The organism is Streptomyces wuyuanensis (assembly GCF_900103455.1).
Classification (GTDB): domain Bacteria; phylum Actinomycetota; class Actinomycetes; order Streptomycetales; family Streptomycetaceae; genus Streptomyces; species Streptomyces wuyuanensis.
The window spans coordinates 1-22,744 of sequence record NZ_FNHI01000035.1; the positions used below are offsets into that span (position 1 = coordinate 1).

At 71.2% G+C, this 22,744-nt stretch carries 21 protein-coding genes and 4 pseudogenes; 10 read left to right on the plus strand and 15 right to left on the minus strand.

Annotated elements, in window-relative coordinates; translation table 11 throughout:
• The gene (locus BLT82_RS34645; protein ID WP_244529658.1) at positions 1 to 423 is read right to left on the minus strand and encodes a DUF2267 domain-containing protein; all 423 of its coding nucleotides are present in this window, start codon (positions 421 to 423) and stop codon (positions 1 to 3) included.
• A 78-nt stretch (positions 424 to 501) separates the two neighbouring features.
• Entirely contained in the window at positions 502 to 933 is a 432-nt protein-coding gene (locus BLT82_RS34650) for an Hsp20/alpha crystallin family protein (protein WP_093659605.1), read from the minus strand.
• 127 nt (positions 934 to 1,060) lie between these two features.
• On the opposite strand from BLT82_RS34650, the gene BLT82_RS34655 reads away from it, so the two are divergent.
• Positions 1,061 to 1,690 (plus strand): type III effector protein, encoded by a 630-nt coding sequence (locus BLT82_RS34655; protein WP_093662173.1) that lies wholly within the window; start codon positions 1,061 to 1,063, stop codon positions 1,688 to 1,690.
• Positions 1,691 to 2,330: 640 nt separating this feature from the next.
• A complete protein-coding gene (locus tag BLT82_RS34660) occupies positions 2,331 to 2,822 on the plus strand; it encodes an allene oxide cyclase barrel-like domain-containing protein (RefSeq protein ID WP_093662175.1) in 492 nt (163 codons plus the stop codon).
• Between the two features lie 121 nt (positions 2,823 to 2,943).
• On the opposite strand, the gene BLT82_RS34665 is transcribed toward BLT82_RS34660, so the two are convergent.
• From BLT82_RS34665 to BLT82_RS34675, 3 genes are all read right to left on the minus strand, one after another.
• Complete coding sequence (locus BLT82_RS34665; RefSeq protein WP_093662177.1) at positions 2,944 to 3,687, minus strand: SDR family oxidoreductase; 744 nt, start codon at positions 3,685 to 3,687, stop codon at positions 2,944 to 2,946.
• A gap of 469 nt (positions 3,688 to 4,156) precedes the next feature.
• Positions 4,157 to 5,029, minus strand: a complete 873-nt coding sequence (locus BLT82_RS34670) for a serine hydrolase (protein WP_167746170.1) — start codon at positions 5,027 to 5,029, stop codon at positions 4,157 to 4,159.
• 399 nt (positions 5,030 to 5,428) lie between these two features.
• A complete protein-coding gene (locus tag BLT82_RS34675; RefSeq protein WP_107490293.1) occupies positions 5,429 to 6,724 on the minus strand; it encodes a hypothetical protein in 1,296 nt (431 codons plus the stop codon).
• A gap of 954 nt (positions 6,725 to 7,678) precedes the next feature.
• Between BLT82_RS34675 and BLT82_RS34680 the strand changes: the two genes are divergently transcribed.
• A complete protein-coding gene (locus BLT82_RS34680) occupies positions 7,679 to 7,972 on the plus strand; it encodes a hypothetical protein (protein ID WP_143041587.1) in 294 nt (97 codons plus the stop codon).
• Positions 7,973 to 8,243: 271 nt separating this feature from the next.
• Here the strand turns inward: BLT82_RS34680 and BLT82_RS34685 are convergent, their stop codons facing one another.
• The 3 genes from BLT82_RS34685 to BLT82_RS34695 are packed head-to-tail and all read right to left on the minus strand — an operon-like array spanning position 8,244 to position 11,053.
• The gene (locus BLT82_RS34685) at positions 8,244 to 8,960 is read right to left on the minus strand and encodes an NADPH-dependent F420 reductase (protein WP_093662185.1); all 717 of its coding nucleotides are present in this window, start codon (positions 8,958 to 8,960) and stop codon (positions 8,244 to 8,246) included.
• A gap of 19 nt (positions 8,961 to 8,979) precedes the next feature.
• Entirely contained in the window at positions 8,980 to 10,011 is a 1,032-nt protein-coding gene (locus BLT82_RS34690) for an LLM class flavin-dependent oxidoreductase (protein ID WP_093662187.1), read from the minus strand.
• Positions 10,004 to 11,053 carry an LLM class flavin-dependent oxidoreductase gene (locus BLT82_RS34695; protein WP_093662189.1) on the minus strand — a complete coding sequence of 350 codons (1,050 nt, stop codon included), beginning with the start codon at positions 11,051 to 11,053 and terminating at the stop codon, positions 10,004 to 10,006. The genes BLT82_RS34690 and BLT82_RS34695 overlap by 8 nt, the downstream gene beginning before the upstream one ends.
• A gap of 320 nt (positions 11,054 to 11,373) precedes the next feature.
• Between BLT82_RS34695 and BLT82_RS34700 the strand changes: the two genes are divergently transcribed.
• The 5 genes from BLT82_RS34700 to BLT82_RS34720 all read left to right on the plus strand — a co-directional run bounded on the left by BLT82_RS34700 (position 11,374) and on the right by BLT82_RS34720 (position 16,441).
• Positions 11,374 to 12,204 carry a hypothetical protein gene (locus tag BLT82_RS34700; protein WP_143041588.1) on the plus strand — a complete coding sequence of 277 codons (831 nt, stop codon included), beginning with the start codon at positions 11,374 to 11,376 and terminating at the stop codon, positions 12,202 to 12,204.
• 5 nt (positions 12,205 to 12,209) lie between these two features.
• Positions 12,210 to 13,019, plus strand: coding sequence for a DedA family protein (locus BLT82_RS34705; RefSeq protein ID WP_093662244.1), 810 nt, complete (start codon positions 12,210 to 12,212; stop codon positions 13,017 to 13,019).
• Positions 13,020 to 13,022: 3 nt separating this feature from the next.
• Positions 13,023 to 15,140: a PEP/pyruvate-binding domain-containing protein gene (locus tag BLT82_RS34710; RefSeq protein ID WP_093662194.1), complete on the plus strand. Its 2,118-nt coding sequence runs from the start codon at positions 13,023 to 13,025 to the stop codon at positions 15,138 to 15,140.
• On the plus strand, positions 15,137 to 16,018 hold the full coding sequence (locus BLT82_RS34715) for a hypothetical protein (RefSeq protein WP_093662196.1): 882 nt from the start codon (positions 15,137 to 15,139) through the stop codon (positions 16,016 to 16,018). The genes BLT82_RS34710 and BLT82_RS34715 overlap by 4 nt, the downstream gene beginning before the upstream one ends.
• A gap of 141 nt (positions 16,019 to 16,159) precedes the next feature.
• Complete coding sequence (locus BLT82_RS34720) at positions 16,160 to 16,441, plus strand: hypothetical protein (protein WP_093662198.1); 282 nt, start codon at positions 16,160 to 16,162, stop codon at positions 16,439 to 16,441.
• 24 nt (positions 16,442 to 16,465) lie between these two features.
• On the opposite strand, the pseudogene BLT82_RS38425 reads toward BLT82_RS34720, so the two are convergent.
• The 7 genes and pseudogenes from BLT82_RS38425 to BLT82_RS34750 all read right to left on the minus strand — a co-directional run.
• A pseudogene (locus BLT82_RS38425) lies at positions 16,466 to 16,752 on the minus strand (IS110 family transposase); the annotation flags it as partial.
• Between the two features lie 290 nt (positions 16,753 to 17,042).
• Positions 17,043 to 18,492: pseudogene (locus BLT82_RS34730) on the minus strand (dihydrolipoyl dehydrogenase family protein).
• 92 nt (positions 18,493 to 18,584) lie between these two features.
• Positions 18,585 to 19,029 (minus strand): annotated as a pseudogene (locus BLT82_RS34735) (VOC family protein).
• A 162-nt stretch (positions 19,030 to 19,191) separates the two neighbouring features.
• Positions 19,192 to 19,428, minus strand: a complete 237-nt coding sequence (locus tag BLT82_RS38430; protein WP_093662200.1) for a hypothetical protein — start codon at positions 19,426 to 19,428, stop codon at positions 19,192 to 19,194.
• A 122-nt stretch (positions 19,429 to 19,550) separates the two neighbouring features.
• A pseudogene (locus BLT82_RS38910) lies at positions 19,551 to 19,694 on the minus strand (5,10-methylene tetrahydromethanopterin reductase); the annotation flags it as partial.
• A 5-nt stretch (positions 19,695 to 19,699) separates the two neighbouring features.
• On the minus strand, positions 19,700 to 19,942 hold the full coding sequence (locus BLT82_RS37475; protein ID WP_167746171.1) for a hypothetical protein: 243 nt from the start codon (positions 19,940 to 19,942) through the stop codon (positions 19,700 to 19,702).
• Between the two features lie 550 nt (positions 19,943 to 20,492).
• The gene (locus tag BLT82_RS34750) at positions 20,493 to 20,960 is read right to left on the minus strand and encodes a MarR family winged helix-turn-helix transcriptional regulator (protein WP_093662204.1); all 468 of its coding nucleotides are present in this window, start codon (positions 20,958 to 20,960) and stop codon (positions 20,493 to 20,495) included.
• A gap of 378 nt (positions 20,961 to 21,338) precedes the next feature.
• Between BLT82_RS34750 and BLT82_RS34755 the strand changes: the two genes are divergently transcribed.
• On the plus strand, positions 21,339 to 21,899 hold the full coding sequence (locus tag BLT82_RS34755) for an NADPH-dependent FMN reductase (RefSeq protein ID WP_093662206.1): 561 nt from the start codon (positions 21,339 to 21,341) through the stop codon (positions 21,897 to 21,899).
• A gap of 308 nt (positions 21,900 to 22,207) precedes the next feature.
• Positions 22,208 to 22,684: a MarR family winged helix-turn-helix transcriptional regulator gene (locus BLT82_RS34760; RefSeq protein ID WP_244529900.1), complete on the plus strand. Its 477-nt coding sequence runs from the start codon at positions 22,208 to 22,210 to the stop codon at positions 22,682 to 22,684.
• Positions 22,685 to 22,744 lie beyond the last annotated feature (60 nt).

Consider the following 22,744-nt stretch of genomic DNA (forward strand, 5'->3'; position numbering starts at 1 on the left):
TCAGGTGGGCTGGGGGCGGCCGAAGAGGAGGTCGTAGCCCGTGGGGAGCTGGAGCAGGATCTGGCTCAGCAGGTCGTCGCCGGCGGCGTCGGCGACGGTGCTGAGGACGGCGCTGGCGTCCCACGCCGCGGTCTGTTCGGTGGCTCCTTCGATCCAGGCCGCGGTCGCGCGGACGAACCGCTCCGGTGACAGCGGCTCGGCGCTCTGCAGCGGGTTGAGAAGGATCAGGGCGAAGCCTTCCGGCAGACGCGCGGCGAGCTGGGCGCGTACCTCGCCGACCAGGTGTGCGCCCAGCAGGGCGAGCACCACGCGGGCCGCGCGCTCGGCCTCGTGCAGGGAGCCGTATTCGCCGCGTTCCTTCACCCGGTCGAGGAACGCTTCGCATCGCAGGGCCACGTCGGCCGCACCCCTTTCCTCGTTCATTGGGGCGCGCGGAGGACGGGAGAAGGGGAGACCAGGTACCCGTCCTCCGCCGCTGTTCGAGCCGTTCGACGGTCCGGCTCAGCCGGAGATCTCCTTGTGGCCGGATCCGACGCCGATGGAGATCTTGCGGGGCTTGGCGCGCTCGGCGATCGGGATGCGCAGGGTGAGCACGCCCGCGTCGTAGTCGGCCTTGATGTGCTCGGTGTCGAGGGTGTCGGCGAGCACGATCTGGCGGGAGAACACGCCCAGCGGCCGCTCGGAGAGTTCCATCTGCACGTCGTCGGCCTTCGCCACCGGTCGGCGCTCGGCCTTGACGGTCAGCATGTTCCGCTCGACGTCGATGTCGATCGCGTCCGCGGCCACGCCCGGGAGGTCGAAGGCCACCACGTACTCGTCGCCCTCGCGGTAGGCGTCCATCGGCATCGCCGACGGCTTCGACCAGGTGCCCGGGCCCATCAGCTGCTGGGCCAGCCGGTCCAGCTCACGGAAGGGGTCAGTGCGCATCAACATCGTGAAAACACCTCCAGCAGGTTCGGGCAGTTGCTGCCAATGCGCCTCACTGACACCGTTGTAACATGTCATCCAACAGATGACAAACATCATGTCGTCCAGCAGATGACAACCCGAGGAAGGTGCCATGACCCCGGCCGACAAGCCGCCCTCATCCAGCGCCGACGCCCCCAGCCCGGCGTCGTTCCTTGCCGCCGCGGCGGCCCTGCGAGCCATAGACGACGCCCTGCATGCCGCCCGGCACGAGACCCCCGACGCCCCTGGCGCCGCACCGCGCCCGGAGCAGGCGCTGGCCTCGCTTCTGCTGCTGCGGCAGGTGCGCGAGCAGCTCGCCGGATGGGAGACCGGCCTGATCGAGACGGCCCGGGACGCGGGCGCCAGCTGGGCCGACCTCGCACACCCCCTCGGCGTCGCCAGCCGTCAGGCCGCCGAGCGCCGCTACCTGCGCGGCCGTCCCGGCCCGGCCGGGACCACCGGCGAGCAGCGCGTCCAGGCCACGCGCCAAGCCCGCGCCGCCGACCGCAGCACCGCCATCTGGGCCCGCCGCAACGCAGCCGACCTGCGCCGCATCGCCGGCCAGATCACCGCCCTCACCGACCTGCCCACGGCAGCCCGTCGCCCCCTCAGCGAGCTCCACGCGGCCCTTGCCCACGACAATCCCGCCGACCTCATCGCCCCCCTGACCGCCGCCCGCCGGCACCTGACCACCACCCACCCCGACCTCGCAGCCCAACTCGACCGCCTCACACCGCCCTGAACCCACTCTCGCGGGCCGGACGTCGCCGCTGCTCTGCCCCAGGGGCCGCATCCGGACACGAACCCCGTCTGCCGGCCCGTGACCCACGGTCGACCCGTTTCGGGCCGCGCGCCGGTGGGCGGCCCGCAGTCGGCGCGACGGGACGAACGGTATGGGGCAGCCGTTACGGGCCTCGCTCGGCAGGGTGGTGCAGAGGCCGCGGGCGAGCGCGGCGAGGAGCACGGCGCAGTCCGAGTCTTCAGATCCACCGGGGTGCCCTTGTGTGTGGGCGGTGGAGCTGTCTGCCCCGTTTCCGCCCGCCGCTCGAACCGTGCTGGGGAGAACGGTGTATGAGAGGTCGTTGTGATCGCTTGGCCCGCGTTGCCGACGCGGAGCGACCTTGCCCGGTGTCCCGCTGTGGAGCGTTGCGGATCGACCTTCGGCGTCGGTCGGTACCTCCCAGGACGGAGGGCCACGCGCGTCACCCGTTCGTCAGGTGATTCATGCCACCAGTCACCCCCTTGACCGGTGATGGAGGGCTGTGTGACCGTCGATTCAGCGACCCCTCCGGGGCCGGCCGACGGGCTGGCCCCTTCCGAACCACCCGGGCTTCCAGGCGCGTCGTCGCCCCTGCAAGCGCCGCGCATGAATGGAGCGACACGTGCTGAACACATCGAGGGAGAACAAGGTGCGGTACCTGACGGCAGCCACCGGGGTGGCTGCCGCATTGGCTGTGGGCGTCACCGTCGCCCCGCTGGCTTCGGCCGACATGTCGACCCGGCACGAGCAGGTCTTCGAGCTGGTGGGCAAGCAGACTTCGCTCGGAGATCTCGACCTCGGGACGGCCGGCGTCAGCGTGGGTGACCAGCGCGTCATCCACGAGGACCTCTACCGGGAGGGCAAGAAGGTGGGTGACCACAGCGTGGTTTGCACGTACACCCGAGTCGAGCCGGGCGCGCTGCAGTGCCTGGGCACCTTCTCCCTGCCCGAGGGGCAGCTTGCCGCGCAGGCACTGCTCCACCTGCCCGCACCCTCCTCCGTCGACGTCGGCGTCACCGGCGGATCGGGCGACTACCGCAACGCCCAGGGCTTCGTTCGCACCGTGCCCGCAGGGGAGACCGAGCGGCACTTCACGGTCCACCTGACCGGGTGAGCCTTGGCTTCAAGAAGAGCCGACCCGAAGGAGACCCTTCATCCGGCTGCAGCGCTGCTGACGTGCACCGGCAAGCGGACATGGACAGGGCACGCTCGGCATGCCCGACAGCGGTGCTTCGCTATCGCTGTCGGGCCAGCCAGTCGTCGAACGTGGTCGGCGCGACGCGGGCGCCCTCGCCGGGCAGCAGCACGTCACCGGCCGTTTCCGCGCCGAGCACCGACGACCATGAGGGTACGAGCTTCACCGCATGACCTCGCACGTCGTTGGTTCGCCTGGCCATGTCCACCAAATCCTGCGGTTCCGGGCCGGCGACATCGCGGTATCGTCCACGCGGCGCGCCTGTGGCGATCTCGGCGAGGATGTCGGCCACGTCCTCCGGCGCGATCGGCTGTACGAGCAGAGGCGGGATCGTGGCGACGCCGTCCTGCTCGGTCCAGCCCACCACCGTCGCGGCGAAGTCGTGGAACTGGGTGGCCCTGACGATTGTCCAGGGAACACCGCCCTCGGTCACGAGACGTTCCTGCTCCCGCTTGCCGGCGTAATGCGCGTTGCCCACGACACGGTCGACCCCCACGATCGAGAGCAGCACGTGGTGACGGACACCGGCACGTTGCTCCGCGGCGAGCAAATTCCGGGTCGCGGTGGCGAAGTACGCCTGCGCCGCGTCGCGATCCGCGCCCGTGTAGCTGGTCGCGTCGACCACGGCCTCGACATCGGTCAGGGCGGGGTCGAGACCGTCGCCGGTGATCAGGTCCACGCCGAGCGAGCGGCTGATGCGGACCACCTCGTGACTGCCTCGTTTTAGGGCGTCGACGGTGAGGGCCCCGATGTTCCCGGTGGCACCGGCAACTGCGATACGCATGGTCCTCGTCCTCCTCAAGGCAGCCGCACAGCCGAACGCTGGGTGACAACTCCTACCGTGACCGACCTGAGCGCTCTTGGCACGTGGCCGCCGCCGAACCAGGATGCCGAGAGGAGCGGCTTGGGCCTCCGCGGGACGGCCGGTTCTGGGATGGCTCCAGCCGTTCCGCCGCCGTGGGCTCGGCTCCCTTTCGCCCGGTCCCGGATGGGTTGGCGCTGGATCAGATCCGACGCCGTGGGCGCTGCCGGCCGCCTGAGCAGCCGGGATCGGCCCGCGGCCTGCCGCAGGCGGCGGTACAACCAGTCCGGGCACCGGCCCGGGCGAGCGGTGGACACCGCCTCCACCACAAGGGCGTCGGAGGGCTCGCTGACGCGCTCCACTCGCACGTCGATCCCGGGAAACAGCACAGCTTCGACCGCAGCCCCGCGTAACGAGCCGGGCGGTCGCCTCGGCGATCCGGGTGGCGCAGTCAGCCCGTACTGGTCTCGACGGCGTTCGCCGTGGGGTTGAGGCCCTTGTGGATCGCGCGGGCCACCGCTTCGGTGGTGGCGATTCCGGCGGCCATTGTCTCGTTGTCGTGGGTGAGCACGGTGATGGTGTAGTCGTGCCCGCGGCCGGTGAAGGCGCCCAGGCCGTGTACCCGCCAGCCGTGTGCGGCGCGCGACAGCCAGCCGTTCTTGACATGAAACACCGCGGAGCTCGGCGCGCCCGCCGGTGTACCCCAGCGCTGTGAAGGAACGACCTTGTTCATCAGCTTGAGGGCGTAGGCTCGCGCCTTGTCGCTGAGTACGCTGTTGCTGCCCGTGATCAGGTTCATCAGCTTCTGCTCGTCACCGGCCGTGATCTGGGTCAAGCCCCAGTGGCCGTTGCTGCCCGGCACCGTCCGGGTCATGTCCGCCGCAGACAGAAAGTTCTTGATCTTCGGCACTCCGAGCTGCCGCCACAGCGCGGTCGTCGCGTCGTTGTCCGACTTCGTGATCATCGCGGTCGCGAGTTCGGTCTCACGCGGAGTGAGGTGGCGGTTGTGCCTGTTCACGTCCCAGAGCAGTGTCGCCAGGACGGTGACCTTGACGGTGCTGGCGGAGTCGAACTTCTGGTCCGCCCGCAGCGTGCACACGGTGTCCGTCGTGCGATCGTGCAGTGACACGGCAGTGATGGCCGTGCTGCCCCTGAGCGCGGTCGTGATGTCCCGCTGCAGTTTCGCGGCCAGCCCAGCCTTCTCCGAGCTGCATTTCACTCTCGGTGCGCCCGCCATGGCGTCCGCCGCCCCGGCCCCCACGAGTACGGGAACGGCCGTTCCGGCGACGACCGCGGCGGCCAGGACGCGCCGGGAGGCTCGCATACGTACCAAATCGTTCCACCTCTTCCTGATGTCGACCGATTTGCCTGACCAGTGTTGGCGAAGGTGACATGGGATGGGGTGTGATCTCGGCCACGGAGGAGCTGGGGGCCAGGGGTCACGACCCTCGTTCCGGGTGCGGCGGACCGCCCTGCGCGGTCCCGTACCAGGCCACGCGCCCTTCCCGCCTGCCGGTCGCAGCACAGCCCGGCTGTGACGAAAGACTCATCACGCTCGCGGCCGGGTATGACCGCTCCGAGTCTCCGCGCCGTCGCGGACTGTCAGCCGCACGCCGGGCGAGGCGGGAGACGCGGAAAGAGCGCCTGCCACTGCTCGCCGGAGCCGGCATCTCGGTGCTGCCCCGCCGGTCTGGCCGCCGGCCGGTCCGGTCGTGCCGGCGGCCTACGGCCGAGCCTTGGACGCCGCGGGTACGGCTGCCTCGGCCACGGAACTGGCCCAGCCGACCATGGCACGGTCCTCGAGGCCGTCGTGGTCGGGCTCGAGGGCGTGGGCGCAGTCGTGCCCGTCGTGCTCGATGGACACGCCGGTCCACGGGAACGCGGGCCACCACGGCGATTCGTCGCCCAGCTCGCCCGACACGGCCCAGAAGGTGACGAGTTCCCGGCGGCTCTCGGTCAGCCACTCGAAGGCTCCGAGGCGGGCGAGGGGACGGCGGTTCTCGGCGATCCGCGTACCGTCGCAGGACTTCAGCGCCCGCCCGCCCGGCTGCGGCCGGTCGTCGACCTCGACGCGGTCGGCCCGCGCGACGGCGACGTCCGCTGTGATGCGCAGGAGCTGGAACCGGTCGCGGGGCGCCTGGGCGCGGAGTCTCGTGTGGACCTTCTCGTCCGGGCCGATCCAGGCGTAGTCCTCGCCGACTGGGCCAACCTGGATCGTCTGCGGGTCGCCGTAGTCGGCGAACGCGCTGAGCCGGGCGGCCGCCCCGTAGTTCCCGCCGGTGATCCTCTCGTAGGGCAGCTCCTCCGGAGCGACGGGCGCCTGGCCGACCGTGACACGGGTTCCGCTGACCTCGTACAGGGAGGTGAGCATCCTGACAGGCGTCTTCCCCTTGTTCTCGACCGAGATCCACAGGCTGAACTCGACGTGGTCGCCGGTGTCCTCGACGTCGTCGATGCCGTTCTCGACCGCGACGACGGGCGGGGCGTTCGACGGCTCGTAGTGGGACGCGTACCAGAACTGGGGGAGGGCCAGGGCCGCCGCGAGGAGTGTGCCGAGCGCGCCCAGCCCGCCCGCGAGCAAGGTCGCCCTGGCGGGCCGCTCCTCCCGCGCGGCCGGAGGTGACGGCGGTTCAGAACGCGTGCACCCGTCCCCGTACAGCAGGAGCGCGGCGAGCACGCCCGCGCCGACCACGAGGACGGCGGAGACGACCAGGACAGGCTGGAGGACGAAGTTCGACTGGATGCGGTAGGCGATCCACAGAGCGACCGCGAGAGCCGCTCCGTCGGCGCACCGTACCGTCCACCGTTGGGACGGGGTGCTCGTTCCGAGCCGCAGTGCGACCGTGCAGCCGACGACGGTTGTGACGGCGACCACCAGCAGCAGGACACCGTCCGTCCGTACGTCGAGGTTCCCGCCGCGGTAGATGTCGAAGAGGCCGATAGCGCCCAGGACCACCCCGATGTACGCGATCAGGTAGGAGCGCGCCGGGCGTTGGATCCGCCGGTGAAGCCGCAGCATCCACAGGTGGACCGTACCCGTCCAGCGGCGGAGACGTCCGACATCCGGATCCGGAGCACCAGTGCCACCGCCGTCCGCGCCCCCGCCTCCGTCGGGCCGGGTCCCGCCGTCGTCTGCCGCTGCACCGTCGTCGGTCAACGCCCCTCCTCAGAACGATCCTTGGGCGAGCGTAAGGCGATCCGCTCCCGGAACGACTGAAGTTTCGAGGCCGAGACCCCTGCGTTACGTCGCACCGCGCAGCACCGGATACGACGATCACCTCAGCGATCCCGCTCACGGGCAGGGAGGCGCCCTGCCCCCGTCCGCCGGACGGGCCGGGCCGGCGGCTGCCGCGGCCGCTGCACAACGCGCGCTCCCTCCAGGCAGCGCCGGCTTGATCGCTGCCGGTCGCAGCAGCGGGGCCATCCCGCCGGGGCCGCCGCCCGCCGAGACGGCGTCGGCGAGGCGGTCGGGATCCAGCTCGCCGGTCACGCCCCCTACGACGTCGAACTCGCCCGGAGAGCTGTCCGAGGCTTGCTCAACCTGCCACGCGTCCCGGATGCCCACGAATGAGACCGCCCAGCACCGCGCACACGTCGCGTCCCTGGCGGATGCACGAGTCCAGGCCGTTCGCCGTCCGGGTCGAGACAGACGACGCCGCTCTCGGTCGCATCGGTCCGATGGTGCAACTGCGGGACGAACACGTCGTGTCGAGGTTCTCTGGACTGACGCCCCATCGAGACAGCTTGGTGATGCGGTCGGGGTGCACGGGTGGCGGCGGGTGTCCGGTCCGGCCATCTGCGCACGGCGTGCCGGGTCCTCCTCAGGCGCTGTGGCGACGGTCGCCGGAGGAATGACCCGGGCTGTAGGACGCCAAGCAGTCCGGACGGTCCTCAGCCCTCGGGCACGACGTCATCGCCGCCGCACCGATACCGGCCAGCGGGTTGGGTTCGGGGTTGGATTGGGGTTCGGCGTATGGCATCGGATGACCGTATATCGCGTGAGGACCGGAAGTGGCTGCTGGTGGTTGCCGCGCTGCTCCTTGGGCAGGTGGCGGTGTACATCTGGTACCAGCCGCACCTGACGGCCGCGTTCGACGACTGCGTTGACTCCGCGTGCCGGAGAGGAGCCGTCGCCGCCACCGACGTCTCTACCTACTGGCAGGTGGGCGGTGGTGTTGCTGCGATTGCCGGACTGCTGAAGGCTCCCGGCGGCAGGACGGTGCCGTGGCGCATCGGCTGCGTGCTGCCACGGTGGTGTGCGTCGTAGCCTCCCTGCTCCAGCTGGACTGAAGCCCCCTCTGAGCCGGACAGCTTGACACTGTCGGCGACGCTTGAGGAGTGGGCCAGTTCCGACGGGTGAAAAGTGACCTCCCGGCCCTCGTCACCACGCCGTCGCGGAGACGGCCCGGATCGCCCGCGAGCCCGGCCTGATCCCGAGGCTTCGGCAGGTCCCCGGCGGGCCGGGCTACTTCGGATCGGGACCCGGTTCCTTCGGGCCGGGTCCCGTCCCCCTGCCGAGACCTCGGCACAGGCGGCCCCTACGCGGCGTCGGCGGGCCGGGCCGTGGCGGACGCTCGGGCCCGGAGGACCGCCCGGCCGCGCTCCGAGGAGGGGAAGCGGTCCAGCATGGCCCGCAGCTCGTCGGCGCTGACGTCGGCCCCGAAGGGTTCGGTCCCAGGTTCGAGTCGTACGCCGTCCGCGAGCAGGCCGACGATGACGGGGTCGAAGCCGAGAGCGTTGACGAGGTGTGCGGTCGTGGCCCGGTCCGCCGCGCTGTCGCCGGCGATGCCGATGGCCTTGCGGCCGGGCGCCCCCGCGGGCCGCGCCTCGTCCTCCAGGTCGTGGTAGCCCATGTGGTTGAACGCCTTGACCACGCGGGAGCCCGGGAGGAACGCCTGAACGATCTCGCTGGTGGAGGTGCGCGGGTCAGTCAGGTCGTCGCGTACACCGTCGACCTCCCACCAGTAGTTCATCGCGTCGACGACCAGTCTGCCGTGCAGCGCGTCGACCGGGATGCCGCGGTACCTGCCCAGGGGCAGGGCCAGGATCGCGACATCGGCCCGGGCCGCCGCCTCTGTGGCGGTGACCGCGCTCGCGCCGGGCGTGAGGATCTCGACGGTCAGCGCGATGTCCTCGGGCGCCCCCGAGCCGGCGATCAGCACGTGAAAGCCCGCCGACACGGCCAGCCGGCCCACCACGGTGCCCACCTTTCCGGCGCCCAGGATGCCTATCGTGCGGATGTCCTGCGTGTTCATTGCCTTTCCTTCCATGGCATCAACCGGCGAGGATGTCGCGGACCATGGGGATGACCTTCGTGCCGTAGAGCTCGACCGCGTGAAAACGGGCGCTGACCGGCTGTGAGCCCGCGGTGTATATGAGGTCGAATCTGCCGACGCGGAGTCCGCGTACCGCTGCGGCGATCCTGCGGGCGACCGTCTCCGGCGACCCGATGTACATGGAGCCGTGCTCGATCTCGGCCTCGAACTCCTCCCGGCGCACCGGCGGCCAGCCCCGCAGCGCACCGATACGGTCACGCATGAGCCGGTAGCCCGGCCAGAACAGTTCCCGGGCCTCTTCGTCGGTGCCGGCGATGAATCCGGGGGAGTGCATGCCCACCGGATGCTCCGTGGTGCCGAACTGGGCCGCGGCGCGCCGGTAGAGGTCCGTGTACGGCAGGAAGCGTTCGGGGGAGCCGCCGATGACGGCGAGCATGAGCGGCAGCCCGTGGCGGGCGGTGCGGATGACCGACTGGGGTGAACCTCCGACGCCGACCCAGGTGGTCAGGTGCCCCGACTCGGTGGTCGGGAAGACCTCGGCGTTCTCCAGGGGCGCGCGCAGGGTGCCTGACCACGTGACGGGCTTCTCCTCCAGCAGCTTCGCGAACAGCTCAAGCTTCTCCTCGAACAACGCGTCGTAGTCGTTGAGGTCGTAGCCGAACAGGGGGAACGACTCGGTGAAGGAGCCGCGGCCGAGGATGATCTCGGCCCGGCCGTCGGAGAGGGCGTCGACCGTCGCGAAGCGCTGGAACACCCGGACGGGATCGTCGGAACTGAGCACTGTCACGCCGGAGGACAGGTGGATGCGCGACGTGGCGGTGGCGATGCCGGCGAGCACGGTCTCGGGGGACGAGATCGAGTACTCGGGGCGGTGGTGTTCGCCGAGCGCGATGACGTCGACGCCGATGTCGTCCGCGAGGACGGCCTCGGCGACGACCTGCCGGATCGCCCTGCCGTGGGAGACCGGGACGCCTGAGTCGTCCAAGGGCAGGTCCCCGAATGTGTCCAGGCCGAAAACGAGGTCATCCATGGGTGGACTCCTTGGTGAGCAGTTCCCTGACCCGGGGGGCGACTTCGCGGCCCAGCAGTTCGATCGTGCGGGCGCGGGCCTGACGGGGCAGGTGCATGATGTCGTACTTGAGGTCGAAGCGGTTCAGGTGCAGGTCGCGCGCGGTCTGGGCGATCTTGTGGGCGACGGTCTCCGGGGAGCCGACGAAGAGTGCTCCCTGCTCGATCTCCGCCTCGTACCGTTCGCGGGTGGGCTTGTAGAACCCGCGCTCCTCGGCAACCTGGGCCACGACCGGCTGCCAGTACTGCCACCAGGTCTCGACCGCTTCCTCGTCGGTGTCGGCGACGAGCCCCAGGGAGTGCTGGCCGATCGGCAGCGGCTCGTGCCCGGCCTGTTGCAGTGCCTGCTGGTAGAGCTTGACGTGGCCCTCGAACCGTTGCGGGCGTCCGCCGGTGATGGCCATCATCAGGGGCAGGCCGTAGCCGGCGGCGCGGACCACGGAGTGAGGGCTGCCGCCCACGCCGATCCAGGTGGGGATACCCCCTGAGGGCATCCGGGGGCGCAGTCGCTGTTCGACGAGCGGTGTCCGCAGCGCGCCGGACCACGTCACCGTCTCCTCCCGCTGCAGACGCATGAAGAGTTCGAGCTTCTCCTCGAACAACTCCTCGTAGTCGGCGAGGTCGTAGCCGAACAGGGGGAAGGACTCCGTGGCCGACGCCCGTCCGAGGACGAGCTGGGCCCGGCCGTTCGACACGGCGTCCAGGGTCGAGAAGTCGTGGTACAGCCGTACGGGATCGTTGGTGCTCAGTACGGTCACCGACGTTCCGAGGCGGATGCGTTCCGTGGCGGTGGCGATCGCGGAGAGCAGCACGGGAGCGGCGCTGTCGACGTGGCCCGCCCGGTAGTGCTCGCCGACGCTGAAGACGTCCAGCCCCGAGGTCTCGGCGAGTGCCGCCTCCGCGACGAGGAGGCGGACGGTCTCGGCGTCGCTGAGTGTCCGGCCGTGGTCCGTGGCGACCTCCCCGAAAGAGTTGAGGCCTATCTCGAAGGTCTGGGGCGTCATGCTCTCCTCCACCGGTGATCGCGCTGGCGTCGGCCGCTCGAAGTTGTTGATTGACGAAACAAGTATTGGCCCTGCATGCTTGACGTGTCAATCAGCGAGGCGAGGCGCCCGGTGGTGCGGACGTGCCCGCCGTGGAGTCGGGGGCGCGGCCCCGCCCTCGGTCGGGGTGCGGGTCGGGGCGCTGCTCGGCCGCCCGGCGCCGGATCCGCGGCGCCTCGCGTCCACGGGGTCGCCACCCGTACCGCGAGGCCGGTCGGCCGCACGCCCGGCGGACCCACCGCAAAACGTGCTTATTCATCAACTAAGCGAGGTGACCAGTCGTGACCCATCCCACGCAGATGCCGCACGCCGCCGCCCTGGCGGCCGGCAGGCCGGCCGGAAGTCGTCCCCGCGACACCCGACAAGCACGACAAGCACAACAGGCGATCGTCCGCACGACCTTGCGGCACGTGGCGACGGGCGCTGCGGCGATCGCGATGCTGCACGCCGCCCTGCTCGGTCTCTCCTCCGGTGCCGACCCCTATCCCGACCTCGCCTGGACGGACACGACGCGGGTGATGGCCTCCGTCTACGCGCTGGCCCCCTGGCCCCTGACGGCGCTGATCCTGCTCTGGCTGGCGCACCAACGGCTGGCCGTCTACACCCGTGCAGCCGTCGCGCTGCTGCTGTCCAGCGCGATCGGCCTGGCCTATACCTGGTCGGTTCCCCTCGAGCACCTCCCGGCGCACGAGAGTTCGCTCTTCCGGGAGTACCTGACGATGCCCGGTGCGCTCACCGGCTGGTACCTGCTGCTGGCTTCGGCCGTGATCACCGCCATCGCCTCGGTCCGCGCACGCATCGCCCTCGCGGTGACCGCGGTGTGCGGCGTGGCGACGTCCGTCCTGACCTCCCCTCACCCGGCCTCCGCCGGTGTACTGGGCGCGGTCGTACCGCTTCTGACCTGGTTCGCCGCAGGGCGCCTGCCGCGCAAGGACGTCCGCGGCCCGGGCCCCGCCGACGCCTGGGAGCCGGAAGGACGTGTCGCGCCGCTGAGGCCGCGCGCCGAGCTGCGACACGACGGCCAGTCCCCGCCCCGGGGCCGGGCGGCCGGGGCACCGGCTCACGCCCACGCCCACGCCCCCGACACCGTGCGGTGGGGACGGGCGGGCTGACCGCCATGCACCTCAACGGTGTGATCGAGGCGGCCGGTTGGTGGTCGTACGCCGTGATGTTCCTCCTGACGGCCGCTGAGACGAGCGCCTTCATCGGGCTCCTGGTGCCCGGTGAGGCGGTCGTTCTCCTCGCCTCCGCGATCGCGGGCCGGGGCGAACTTAACGTCTTCCTCCTCGCGGCTGTTGTGGTGACGGGTGCCGTCACCGGCGACAGCCTCGGCTACGCACTGGGCCGCCGGTGCGCGCGAGGCCACCGCGAACGCCGACGGACCTACAACGCCGGTACCCGCCAACGACGTTGGCGCGGGTCGAACGCCACCACCGGCCAAGCACGCCGGCGTTCGTCGCACGCGACCACCGATCAAGGACGTCGGCGCTCGTCGAACGCCCTCACCGGCCATGGGACAGGACGCGCCCGGGCCTTCCTCACCCACCACGGTGCGGCCGCGGTCTTCACGAGCAAGTTCATCGGCTTCGCGAGGACCTTCGTGCCCTACGCCGCTGGCGCGTCGGGCATGCCGTACCGCCGCTTCCTGCGCTGGAGCGCCGCGGCGTCACTGGTCTGGGGCTGCGGCACGGTGGCCCTCGGCTACTTCGCCGGTGCCGCAGCGATCGAATTCCTGCACTCGGCCGGCCTGGTCGGCGCCCTGGCCCTCTCCGCGGTCACCGTGCCGGCCCTCATCGTCGTGAAGGTCCGCGCGCGCCGCCGACGCCACCGACCGCCCACCAGCTCCGCGGTCGTCGCATCGGGCGGGCCCCGCAGGCCCTCGGTGCGCAGAGCCCTCCACGACTTCACCCACGCACAGGAGAAATGAGCCATGCGATTCGAGCCTGCGGACTGGGCCGTGGTGCCACTGGACAACCCACTGGCCCACGATCCGTCCATCATCGGCGCCAAGGCCGCCCACCTGGCCCACGCCGCCATGGCCGGACTGCCCGTCCTGCCGGGATTCGTCCTGGTGCCCGCCTCGCGGGTGCCCGGAGCCACCATCGGCACGGAGCCACCGCGCACAGGTCACGAGGCGCTGCGCGCCGCCTGGCGGACGCTGGCCGAGGAGCGGGACACGCGACGGCCGCTCGTCGTGCGCTCCTCCTCCCGCCACGAGGACTCCGCGGAGTCCTCGATGGCGGGGCACTTCGACTCCGTACTGGACGTGCGGGGCTGGGAGGACTTCGTCTCGGCGGTACGGACCGTCCTCGCCTCCGCCCGGCGGATCAGGCCGCTGCGCCCGACCGCGGAACAGCCTCCGACCGGCGACGACATGGCGGTGCTGGTGCAGCCGATGCTCACCTCGGCCGTCGGCGGTGTGATGTTCGGAGCCGACCCCGTCGCAGGCCGTACCGACCGCATCCTGGTCAGCGCGGTGCGCGGCGGCCCCGACCAGCTCGTCGGGGGCGGCACCCAAGGCACGCGCTACCAGCTCACCCGGTACGCCCGCGTGGTGGGCGGCGACTCGGCCGCGCACGACGGCCCGCTCTCCCGAGGGCAGTTGGTCCGGCTGGTGAGCCTGGCCAGGAAGACCCAGCGTCTCTTCGGCAGCCCGCAGGACATGGAGTTCGGCTTCGACGGTGAGGGGCGCCTGTGGCTGTTCCAGGCACGTCCCATCACCGCGATGACCCGGCGTCCGCCGCGCGGCGCCCGCCTGCTCGGACCCGGGCCCGTCGCCGAGACACTTCCCGGAGTGCTCCAGCCCCTGGAGGAAGACCTCTGGCTGACTCCCATGTCCCAGGGGCTCAAACTGGCGCTCGACATCGCCGGAGCCGCGCCACGGCGCCGACTGCGCGGCCTGCCCGTGGTGCGCACCGTACGAGGAAGGGCCGTCGCCGACCTGCGGCTGCTCGGAGTCGTACCCCCCGCCCATCCCCTCCTCGACCGCGTCAATCCCGCACCCGGAGCACGGCGTGCGGCGGCGGCCTGGCGAGTGGGCCGGCTGCGCTCCGCGCTCCCGCTGCTGGCGCTCGACCTCATGGCCGACGTGGACCGTGCCCTGGCCGAGTTCCCGCCGCCCGCCGAGATGCTCAGCGGCTGGCTGGTGGACGCGGTCGCCTGGGGACGGCAGACGCTGTCCGCCCTGCACGCCCAGGAGTCCCTGGCCGGCGCGCTCCTGCGCGCGGACCACGGCGCCACCGCCGCGGGCGAGGCGCTGGCCGAACTGGCCGAGGGCCGTAGCCGCAAGCTCACCGACGAGCAGCTCATCGCACGCCACCCGGTCGTGCTGACGCTGCTGCCCCCCGCACTGGCCGCCCGCCCGCCACTGCCGGCGACGGACCCGGTCACCGCGCTGCCGCGCGGGGTGGGTGTCCTGCCCGCGCGTGAAGGGCTGCGGCTGCGCATCCGATGGGTGCAGGAGATGCAGGTACGGATGCTCGCGCAGCTGGCCGACCGGCTGGCTGGCGGGCACGGGACCCTCCCCTTGTCCCGGCTGGCACTGCTGCGCTGGGACGAGGTGGTGCACGCGGCACAGGGTGGGGGACTGCCTGCCGACCTCGCCGACAGAGTGTCCCGCCCGGACGCCGGTACGCTCCCCGTCGCGTTTCGTTTGGCCGACGGCGTGCCCGTGGCCGCGCCCACCGGGGCGTCGTCGGCGCCGGACCAGGGACAGGGGGCGGGCGGCGGCTTCGGCGCCGGCACGGCCTGGGACGGGCAGGGCCAGCGCCCCGAGCGTCCGGTCCTGATCGTCGCCTCCCTGGACCCCTCTCTGGCACCTTTGCTGCCGGACCTCGCCGGGCTCGTGGCGGAGACGGGCAGCCCGTTGTCGCACCTCGCCGTCCTGGCCCGTGAGTACCACGTGCCCACGGCCGTCGGCGTGATCGGCGCGACCGTGCGCTTCCCGACCGGCACACCGCTGACCGTCGACGGCGGGACGGGAGCGGTGACCGGACGCGACGTGCCCCGGATCGCGTCCGTGACGGCGGGACAGGAGCCGGCGGCGTGAAGACACTGAAACTGGTCGGCTACACCTTCGGCGGCCTCTCCGGCGCCTACGCCGGCTACTACACGGTCCTCTACCTGACCCGATGGGAATGGCAGCGGGCGCTGATCTGCGCGATGCTCTTCCTCATCATCGAGGTCTTCCTCGCCACGGTCCTGCTGATCGCCCGGTTCTCCGGGCTGGAGACCCGGCTGGAGCGGTCCGAGAGCCGCATCGAGGACGTGCGCGGCCGACTGGACCAGACCCGGGGCGCGCGGCGCGACCGCTTCGCCTGGCTGGCCCCGGCCGACCTGAACGGTCTGGGGGACACCCAGCGCACCTTCGTCTTCGTCCCGGTGCTGATGGTGGCCGGCGCGGTCCTCTCCGGCCTGGCGACGGTCATCCAGAAGATCGCGGGCGCGAGCGTCGGACGAGGAGCGGAGCGCCGTCTCGCCGGACGGCTGACGGGCCTGACCGCGCCGCCGACCGGCGGCACGCAAGCCTGGGACGACCGCCCGGCGCTGCCGTCGGCGCGGCCGGGGCGCAGAGCGCTCAACGCGGTGGTGACGGTGGTCGGCCTGCTGATCGTCCCCCTGCTCTGGTCCGCCCTGGCGGACGCGACCCAGACCCGGCCCGAGCCCGCGTCCAGCGCGGAGGGCACCACCATGGTGTTCACGGTGCAGACCCGGGACGGCGACATCGCGCTCGCCGCCGACGACCTTTGGGCGACGTGCCGTCGCTCCACGGCCGCCCACAACAACGACGCCGATCTCACCCGGGTGCGCGACGGCGTCTACGTCGGGGTCATCCGTCCCGCGCTGACCCCGCACGACGTGATGCGTCTGCGTGGCTGCATCGAGGACGCCAACACCAACCGGGTCAGCGCGGTCGTCCTGCGCTGAGGGAGTGCCCGCCGTGCCGCTCGACTTCGCGGCACGGCGGGCCCGGATCCCAGCCGGCGGCGGCGTCGTTGACGGCAGCGGCAGCGGCAGGGGCGGCGGGCGTGGTGATCCGAAGCCACGACGCTCCGGGCGGTCGATGCCATGCTGGTCGGCCTGGCTGACTGCAGGCGCGTCGAGGCGTTCGACGACAGGTACTACACGGCGGAGACGCTGTTCAGGCTGGTTTTCCCGGACGATCCCGTCGGACCGCCTCAGTCCTTCGGCGACCTGAGCGACGTGCAGCGGCGTGTCGTGCGCTTCGTCGCCGACCAGGACGAGGCCGGCCGGCCGTCCGGTGGCATGGACGCTTTCCGCCGGTGGAAGGTGCCGACCAGGCACTCTGACCTGCGCGTCTACGCCGAGATTGTCCAGGCTGGCCAATAGGCAGGCGACCGGGCAGCCGATGTCCCTGGCGACCGTCGGCGGCAGGGCCCCGATCGAGTCCGGCTGATCGGCCACGACCAGCGTGGTCCCGTGTTCGGTCCGGAGTTTCGCAAACAACTCGTTGAGCTGGTACCGGTGTTGGGCAGGTGCTTGTCGAAGGTCTCTTTCCCGGCCGAGGTGACGGCGGTGGCCTGGTGGCCGCCCTTGCCGACGTCCGGGCCGAGGAAGACGTCGATGTCGCCTATGTCGATGACGGCAGGCTCCTCCGTCACGCTTTCGTCCGGCCTTGCCTGGGCGCCGAGGCGCCGCATCCACGTCACGGAGGACTCTTGCGGCCTTGGGCAAAGCCGGTGCTCAAGCCTCTCTCGTCAGCGGTCCGTCGATGCCTCCGGAGCTGGTGGCGGCACCCCTGGATCATCAACGGAAGGGGGAAGTCATGCCGGACCCGAAGACCGGAGGCCCCCTTGGCGGAGCGACAAACACGGGTAACGGGGGGCGGCCGCCCGGATCGCGCACCGTGGAGCGGCCGCCCTCACCCCCTGTCGGGGGTGTGACAGCGGGGGCTTGTCACCGTCTACGCGGAATCGCCGGGCAGACGGGTTCACGCGGGTCTACTGGCGCCGTCCCGATAGGTCTCCAGGAGCCTGAGCCAGACCTCGCTGATCGTGGGGAAGGCGGGGACGGCGTGCCAGAGCCGTTCCAGGGACACCTCTCCCGTGACGGCGGTCGTCGCCGAGTGGAGGAGCTCGCCGACCCCGGGCCCGGCGAAGGCGACGCCCGCCACAGTGCCGCGTTCGGTGTCGATGACCATGCGGGCCCGGCCGCGGTAGCCTCGGCGTACTGCTGCCCGCCCTCCAGCCGGGCGAGGTCGTAGTCCACCACCTCGACCTGGCGACCGGTCCGCTTCGCCTCGTGCGCGGTGAGGCCGGCGGAGGCCACCTCGGGCGTGGTGAAGACCACCTGTGGCACGGCGGTGTGGTCGGCCGTCGCGGCGTGGGCGCCCCAGCGGCCGTCGTCGAGCGGCGTTCCCGCGGCGCGGGCGGCGATGGCCGCGCCCGCGATCCGGGCCTGGTACTTGCCCTGGTGGGTCGTCAGCGCCCGGCGATTGACGTCGCCGACGGCGTGGAGCCACCCGTCGGTGACGGCGGTCACCCGGCAGGTGTCGTCCATGGTCAGCCAGTCCCCGGGGTGAGGCCGACGGTCTCCAGGCCGACGTCCGCGGTGCGCGGCCGGTGGCGAACAGAAATCTCGTCCGTGATCAGTTCCTCACCGTCGGTCAGGTGACGCGTACCTCGTCGCCCGATCCGCCCGGGCGCCGCTCCACGGAGACGACCTCGGTTCCCAGTCGGATGTCGGCGCCGGCCTCGCGGAGTCCGTCCGCCACCAGTTCGCCGGCGAAGGGTTCCATCCTCGTCAGCAGGCCGTCGCCGCGTACGAGGAGGGTCACCTGGGAGCCGAGCGCCTGCCAGGCGGTGGCCAGTTCGACGGCGACCACACCCGCGTCCACCACGACCAGGCGGCGGGGCACACGGTCGGCGCTGGTCGCCTCACGGTTGTCCACGGGGCCGCGGCGTCGAGGCCGGGGATGTCGGGCAGGGCGGTGCCGGTACCGGTACAGAGCGCGACGGCGTGGCGCGCGGTCAGCCGTGCGGTGTCTCCGTCAGGGGTCCTCACCGATACCCGACGGGGGCCGGTGAGGCGGCCGTGACCGCGTATCAGGTCGACGGAGACCGAGTCGAGCCAGTCGACCTGGTCCTCGTCCTTGCAGTGGGCGGCCATCCTGTCGCGGTGCGCGAGGACGGCGTCCACGTCCAGCGGTCCTCGCACCGCGTCACCCAGTCCCGGTACGCGGCGCGTCGGCGCGGGCCACCACGGGCCGCAGCAAGGCCTCGCTGGGTTCGCAGGCCCAGAACGAGCACTCGCCACCGAGCAGTTCGCGCTCCACGATCACGGTGGTGAGCCCGGCGGCACGGGCCCCGGTCGGCCACGTTTTCACCCACCGGGCCCGCGCCGATGACGATCACGTCGTAGGCGCGGAAGGCCTCGTCCATCACTGCTCCTGTCGCTCAGGGGAGGGGGCGGCTCCGCCGGAAGCGAGCCGGCCGGGGCGGTGTCTTGAGGGGGTGCGGGTGCGGGGCGGTCGTCACCGGCCGGGAAGCCGGGTCGTCACTTCCTGGAGCGCCCACCCGTTGCCGTCCGGGTCGCTGAACGTGGCGAAGGAACCGTAGCTGGCGCGCTTCGGCGCGGGGCCGCTGACGCGTCCCTCCTCGGTGCCGCGGTGGAAGACCCCACTCGTGTCATGGAAGACCTCGCTCATCTCGATGCCGCGGTCGACGAGTTCGGCGTGGGCCGCCACGATGTCCGAGACGATGAGGTGCAGGCCCTGCACCGAACCGGGTGTGGCCGTGGTGACCCCGGTGCCGAAGAGGATCGAGCACTGCGATCCGGGGGGGTGTCAGATGCACCACGCGGTAGCTGTCGTCGGCGACGTAGTCGACGTCGAGACGGAAGCCCGCCTTCTCGTAGAAGGCCTTGGCCCGGTCGACGTCCGAGACGGGCAGCACCACAACTTCGAGTTTCAGATCCATCTTCGCTTCTCTGTTCGTGGACGGGGGCGCACATCATGTGCGTCACCGGTTGGACAGGTGAGATCATGCCGCCTTTCTGCGTAACCAGTCAAGGCGGTGACGGTTTCGTCGTCGTGAGACCGGGCGTCGCGGACCGTCGGCACCGGCGGCCGGCGCGGTGGGCTACGGGAGCCGGCGCGGTCGGCGACGGCGGCGGGCATACGGCCGTGCGCTCTTCCGGGTGGCGCACGTGGACATGCGACACGCCGCGCGTTGCCGGAAGCTGCCGAAGCCGAAGCCGGAGATCGCGCCGCCCACGAGGAATTCGATCACGGAGGGTGTGCCGCCGGTGCCCGAGGCAATGGAGACCAAGGTGATCACCACGCCGACGACCAGGGTGACGACGCTGGTCAGCGTCATGGTCCGCGTTCCGGCACTGCGCGGCGTCGGCGAGCCGGCCGGCTGGCATGCGGGTGGAGGACGGCAGCCGCAGTTCCGGCCGAGAAGACGGTGAGGGTGCGCCTCATCGCGGGTCCCTCCGGGCGTGCGGCCCGCTCCGAAGCCGCCGCGGTGCGGGCGGCGTGCGTGGGGGCGTCCGGAACGTCGGCCGGGCGGCCCGTCGCGAACTCCTTGCGCAGCACGGGCACGATCTCGCCCAGCAATTCGATCTGTTCAAAGACGGTCTTGCGGGTTACGTCCTGTTCGCTGGGTCTGGGGCGATGGTGGACTGGCGGGTGTCGCCGGGGGCGTCCGCCGACGGCAGCCATCCGGTGCCGTCCACGCTGCGGTGCCGCCCGTGTCCCGCGAGTTCGCCTTCCGGTGCCCAGCCGTCCTCATCGGCACGCATGCCCCGGTGCCGCCCGGAGCCCGTCCCGTCGACGGCCCTCCCGGGCAGGGGGAGGTCGGTCTGCGCGTTGGCGATGGTGAGAGTCATGGGTTTCCTTCCCGAGAATCGGTCGTGCGTCGTCTTGCGGAATCGGAGGTCGGCCGCGCGGCATGCGACGAGTGACGGTTGCACGAGTGGATCGGTTCGGATCCGTTCGGCGCGGCACCACGAGGTGACGACACGGTGGGGCGCACAGGCCATTTAATTGCTACGCGAAGCAAATATAATCGACTCGGGAGCGGTTGCGGGTGTCGGGGATCTGTACCTTGCGTCACACCCGAAGGGCGTGGTCCACGCTGCGCCGCGTCGCGGCCGTGATGGACGAGGGGTGCGCTCGGGGTCACGTGGGCGATTCCTCCGGCCACTGGCCGGAGGCGCACCGCCGACGGACTGCCGGCCGCACGCGCGTCGCCGACCAGGCGCCGACGGACTGCCGGCCGCTCACCGCGGACCGCACGCGCGTCGCCGACGGACTGCCGACCGCGTTCGCCGCCGGCCGGAAGCCGACGGGCCGTAAGCGGCTCACCGTCGGCCGCTCACCGCCGGTCGTCCGCAGCTGGCCGGGTGCGATCGCGCCGTGGCCGTCCGCGGCGACGCCTCAGGTCGCGACGTTTTGCAGAGCGGTCGCGAGCTGCTTGAGGTCCAGCTCCGTCAGGTGGTCGAGAAAGTGCCGGCGTATCGCGGCCAGATTGGTGGGCCAGGCTTCTTCCAGGCGGGCGAAGCCGGCATCGGTCAGCGAGGCGTGCCAGCTGCGGCCGTCCCTGTCGCAGCGCAGCCGCTGGATGTAGCCCTCGCTCTCCAACCGGTTCACGATGCGGGTCGTACCGCTGAGGGACATCTCGATGGCGCGGGCGAGCTCGTGCATGCGCAACTGTCGATCGGGTGCCTCCGACAGACGCATCAGGGTCAGATACTCCGTGTTCGACAGCCCCTGCTCCCGTGACATCTGGGCGTCGATGGCGCGTGGCAGGGCGTACAGGAGGGAGGGAAGAGCCCGGACGACTGCTTCCTCCTCGGGAGTGAGCGGTTGCAGTGCTTCTGGGGGCGGGGTGGGCTTGCGTGCCATCGGGACATACCTCGTGTGTGTGCGGTGAAAAATGCTTCCGTCGGTCGACCGGTCCGGCTCCGTGCTTCGCCGTGGTGCTCTCGTTCGAGCCCCGCGTTTCCTCGCCGTGTGAAACCGGATCGGTCTTGGCCTGCGGTGATGACCTCCTTCGCTCGCAGCGGATCTGGTCGGCGGCCGTCCGTCGGGAGGGGCCGGCCGGGAATCCCCGTGGGGCGAGGCAGCGCATCCCGGACCCGTCGCGAGGGCGATCCATTTATTTGACGAAACAAGCTCTTCCTACTAGATTGCTTGTCGAAGCAAGTATATCCCCCATCCGGTTGTCAGGGCTACATGCACGCCCGTACGGGCACGGGGCCATCATCCATGAAGGGTTTTGACGTGACCAAGATCGGAATCATCCTCGGCAGCACCCGTCCGGGACGCAGCGGCGAGGCTGTCGCCCGCTGGGTGCACGACGTCGCCTCGAAGCGCACCGACGCGGAGTTCGAGCTGGTCGATCTCCTCGACTACAAGCTCCCGCACCTGGACGAGGCGCTTCCGCCGTCGCTGGGCCAGTATGCCCAGCCGCACACGCAGGAGTGGGCGAGCAAGATCGCCTCGTTCGACGGCTTCGTCATGGTGACGCCCGAGTACAACCACTCGACGTCCGGCGCCCTGAAGAACGCCATCGACTACCTCTACGCCGAGTGGAACAACAAGGCCGTCGCCTTCGTCGGCTACGGCGGTCTGGGCGGCGCCCGCGCCGTGGAGCACCTGCGCCTGATCGCGGGTGAGCTGCAGATGGCGGATGTGCGTTCGCAGGTGTCGCTGTCGCTGTTCCACGACTTCGAGAACTTCAGCGTGTTCAAGCCCGGCGAGTTCCAGCTCGAGGCCCTGAACACCACGCTGGACCAGGTGCTGGCCTGGAGCAAGGCCCTCGCCCCGCTGCGCGCCGCGTAACGTCCCCACATCCGCGGCCTCCCCCGGGCGGCCGCGGAGCCGGTAGCGGGCACACGACACACAGGTGCGACCGGGCGGCTCCCGGCCGACAGCGTGGACGGCGCTGCGGGAGCCCGGCGGTCGCCCATTCTCGACAGGACACACGGCGGCGGGCCGGCAGAAGGGCCCGTCCGGTCGTCGTCCGCATGCGCCGTGACGGACCGCCACGGCGCGGTCCGCGGCCGGTGGAGCACGTCGTGGCGACTTGAGCTCTGCTCCCACCCGAGCAAGCTTGGCGGGTTCCCCTGACAGCCGACTATCATGTCCTCGTGTCGAGCGACGAGGGGCAGCCGGATTCCGCCGTGCCCGTGCCACAGCCCCTCACCACGGACGAAGAGGCCGTTGTGAGGTCGCTCGCTCGTGTCATCTACGCCCTGCCGCGCGCAGTCGACGCCGACATGCTGCGTGAGCAGAGCCTCTCCCTGATCGAATACATGGCCCTGGCCTTCCTCTCCGAAGCTCCGGACCAGCAGATGCGCATGGGCGACCTGGCCTCCGCGGTCGAGATGTCGGGCAGCGGTATGTCGCGCCTGGCGGACCGGTTGGCGAAAGAGGGGCTCATCCAGCGGGTCAAGTCGGCTCAGGACGCCCGCGGCTGGAACGCCGTCCTCACCGATGAGGGCCTCACCCGGCTGCGGACGGCCTGGCCGACCCACCTGGCCTCCGTCCGGCACAACTTCCTGGACCATCTGGCGGGGCTCGACCTCGGCAAGCTCGCGGCGGCCCTGCGCACCATCGGTACCTGACGCGCGGCACAGCCACGATCCCCGCGGCTGACACTGGTCCAGGGGTTCGCAACACATCGG

Excerpts from the sequence above, each read along its gene's own strand:
- BLT82_RS34645 (WP_244529658.1), bottom strand. The coding sequence starts at position 423 with ATGAACGAGGAAAGGGGTGCGGCCGACGTGGCCCTGCGATGCGAAGCG.
- BLT82_RS34650 (WP_093659605.1), bottom strand. The coding sequence starts at position 933 with ATGTTGATGCGCACTGACCCCTTCCGTGAGCTGGACCGGCTGGCCCAG.
- BLT82_RS34655 (WP_093662173.1), top strand. The coding sequence starts at position 1,061 with ATGACCCCGGCCGACAAGCCGCCCTCATCCAGCGCCGACGCCCCCAGC.
- BLT82_RS34665 (WP_093662177.1), bottom strand. The coding sequence starts at position 3,687 with ATGCGTATCGCAGTTGCCGGTGCCACCGGGAACATCGGGGCCCTCACC.
- BLT82_RS34670 (WP_167746170.1), bottom strand. The coding sequence starts at position 5,029 with ATGCGAGCCTCCCGGCGCGTCCTGGCCGCCGCGGTCGTCGCCGGAACG.
- BLT82_RS34675 (WP_107490293.1), bottom strand. The coding sequence starts at position 6,724 with ATGCTGCGGCTTCACCGGCGGATCCAACGCCCGGCGCGCTCCTACCTG.
- BLT82_RS34680 (WP_143041587.1), top strand. The coding sequence starts at position 7,679 with ATGGCATCGGATGACCGTATATCGCGTGAGGACCGGAAGTGGCTGCTG.
- BLT82_RS34685 (WP_093662185.1), bottom strand. The coding sequence starts at position 8,960 with ATGAACACGCAGGACATCCGCACGATAGGCATCCTGGGCGCCGGAAAG.
- BLT82_RS34690 (WP_093662187.1), bottom strand. The coding sequence starts at position 10,011 with ATGGATGACCTCGTTTTCGGCCTGGACACATTCGGGGACCTGCCCTTG.
- BLT82_RS34695 (WP_093662189.1), bottom strand. The coding sequence starts at position 11,053 with ATGACGCCCCAGACCTTCGAGATAGGCCTCAACTCTTTCGGGGAGGTC.
- BLT82_RS34705 (WP_093662244.1), top strand. The coding sequence starts at position 12,210 with ATGCACCTCAACGGTGTGATCGAGGCGGCCGGTTGGTGGTCGTACGCC.
- BLT82_RS34710 (WP_093662194.1), top strand. The coding sequence starts at position 13,023 with ATGCGATTCGAGCCTGCGGACTGGGCCGTGGTGCCACTGGACAACCCA.
- BLT82_RS34720 (WP_093662198.1), top strand. The coding sequence starts at position 16,160 with ATGCTGGTCGGCCTGGCTGACTGCAGGCGCGTCGAGGCGTTCGACGAC.
- BLT82_RS38430 (WP_093662200.1), bottom strand. The coding sequence starts at position 19,428 with ATGACGCTGACCAGCGTCGTCACCCTGGTCGTCGGCGTGGTGATCACC.
- BLT82_RS37475 (WP_167746171.1), bottom strand. The coding sequence starts at position 19,942 with ATGACTCTCACCATCGCCAACGCGCAGACCGACCTCCCCCTGCCCGGG.
- BLT82_RS34750 (WP_093662204.1), bottom strand. The coding sequence starts at position 20,960 with ATGGCACGCAAGCCCACCCCGCCCCCAGAAGCACTGCAACCGCTCACT.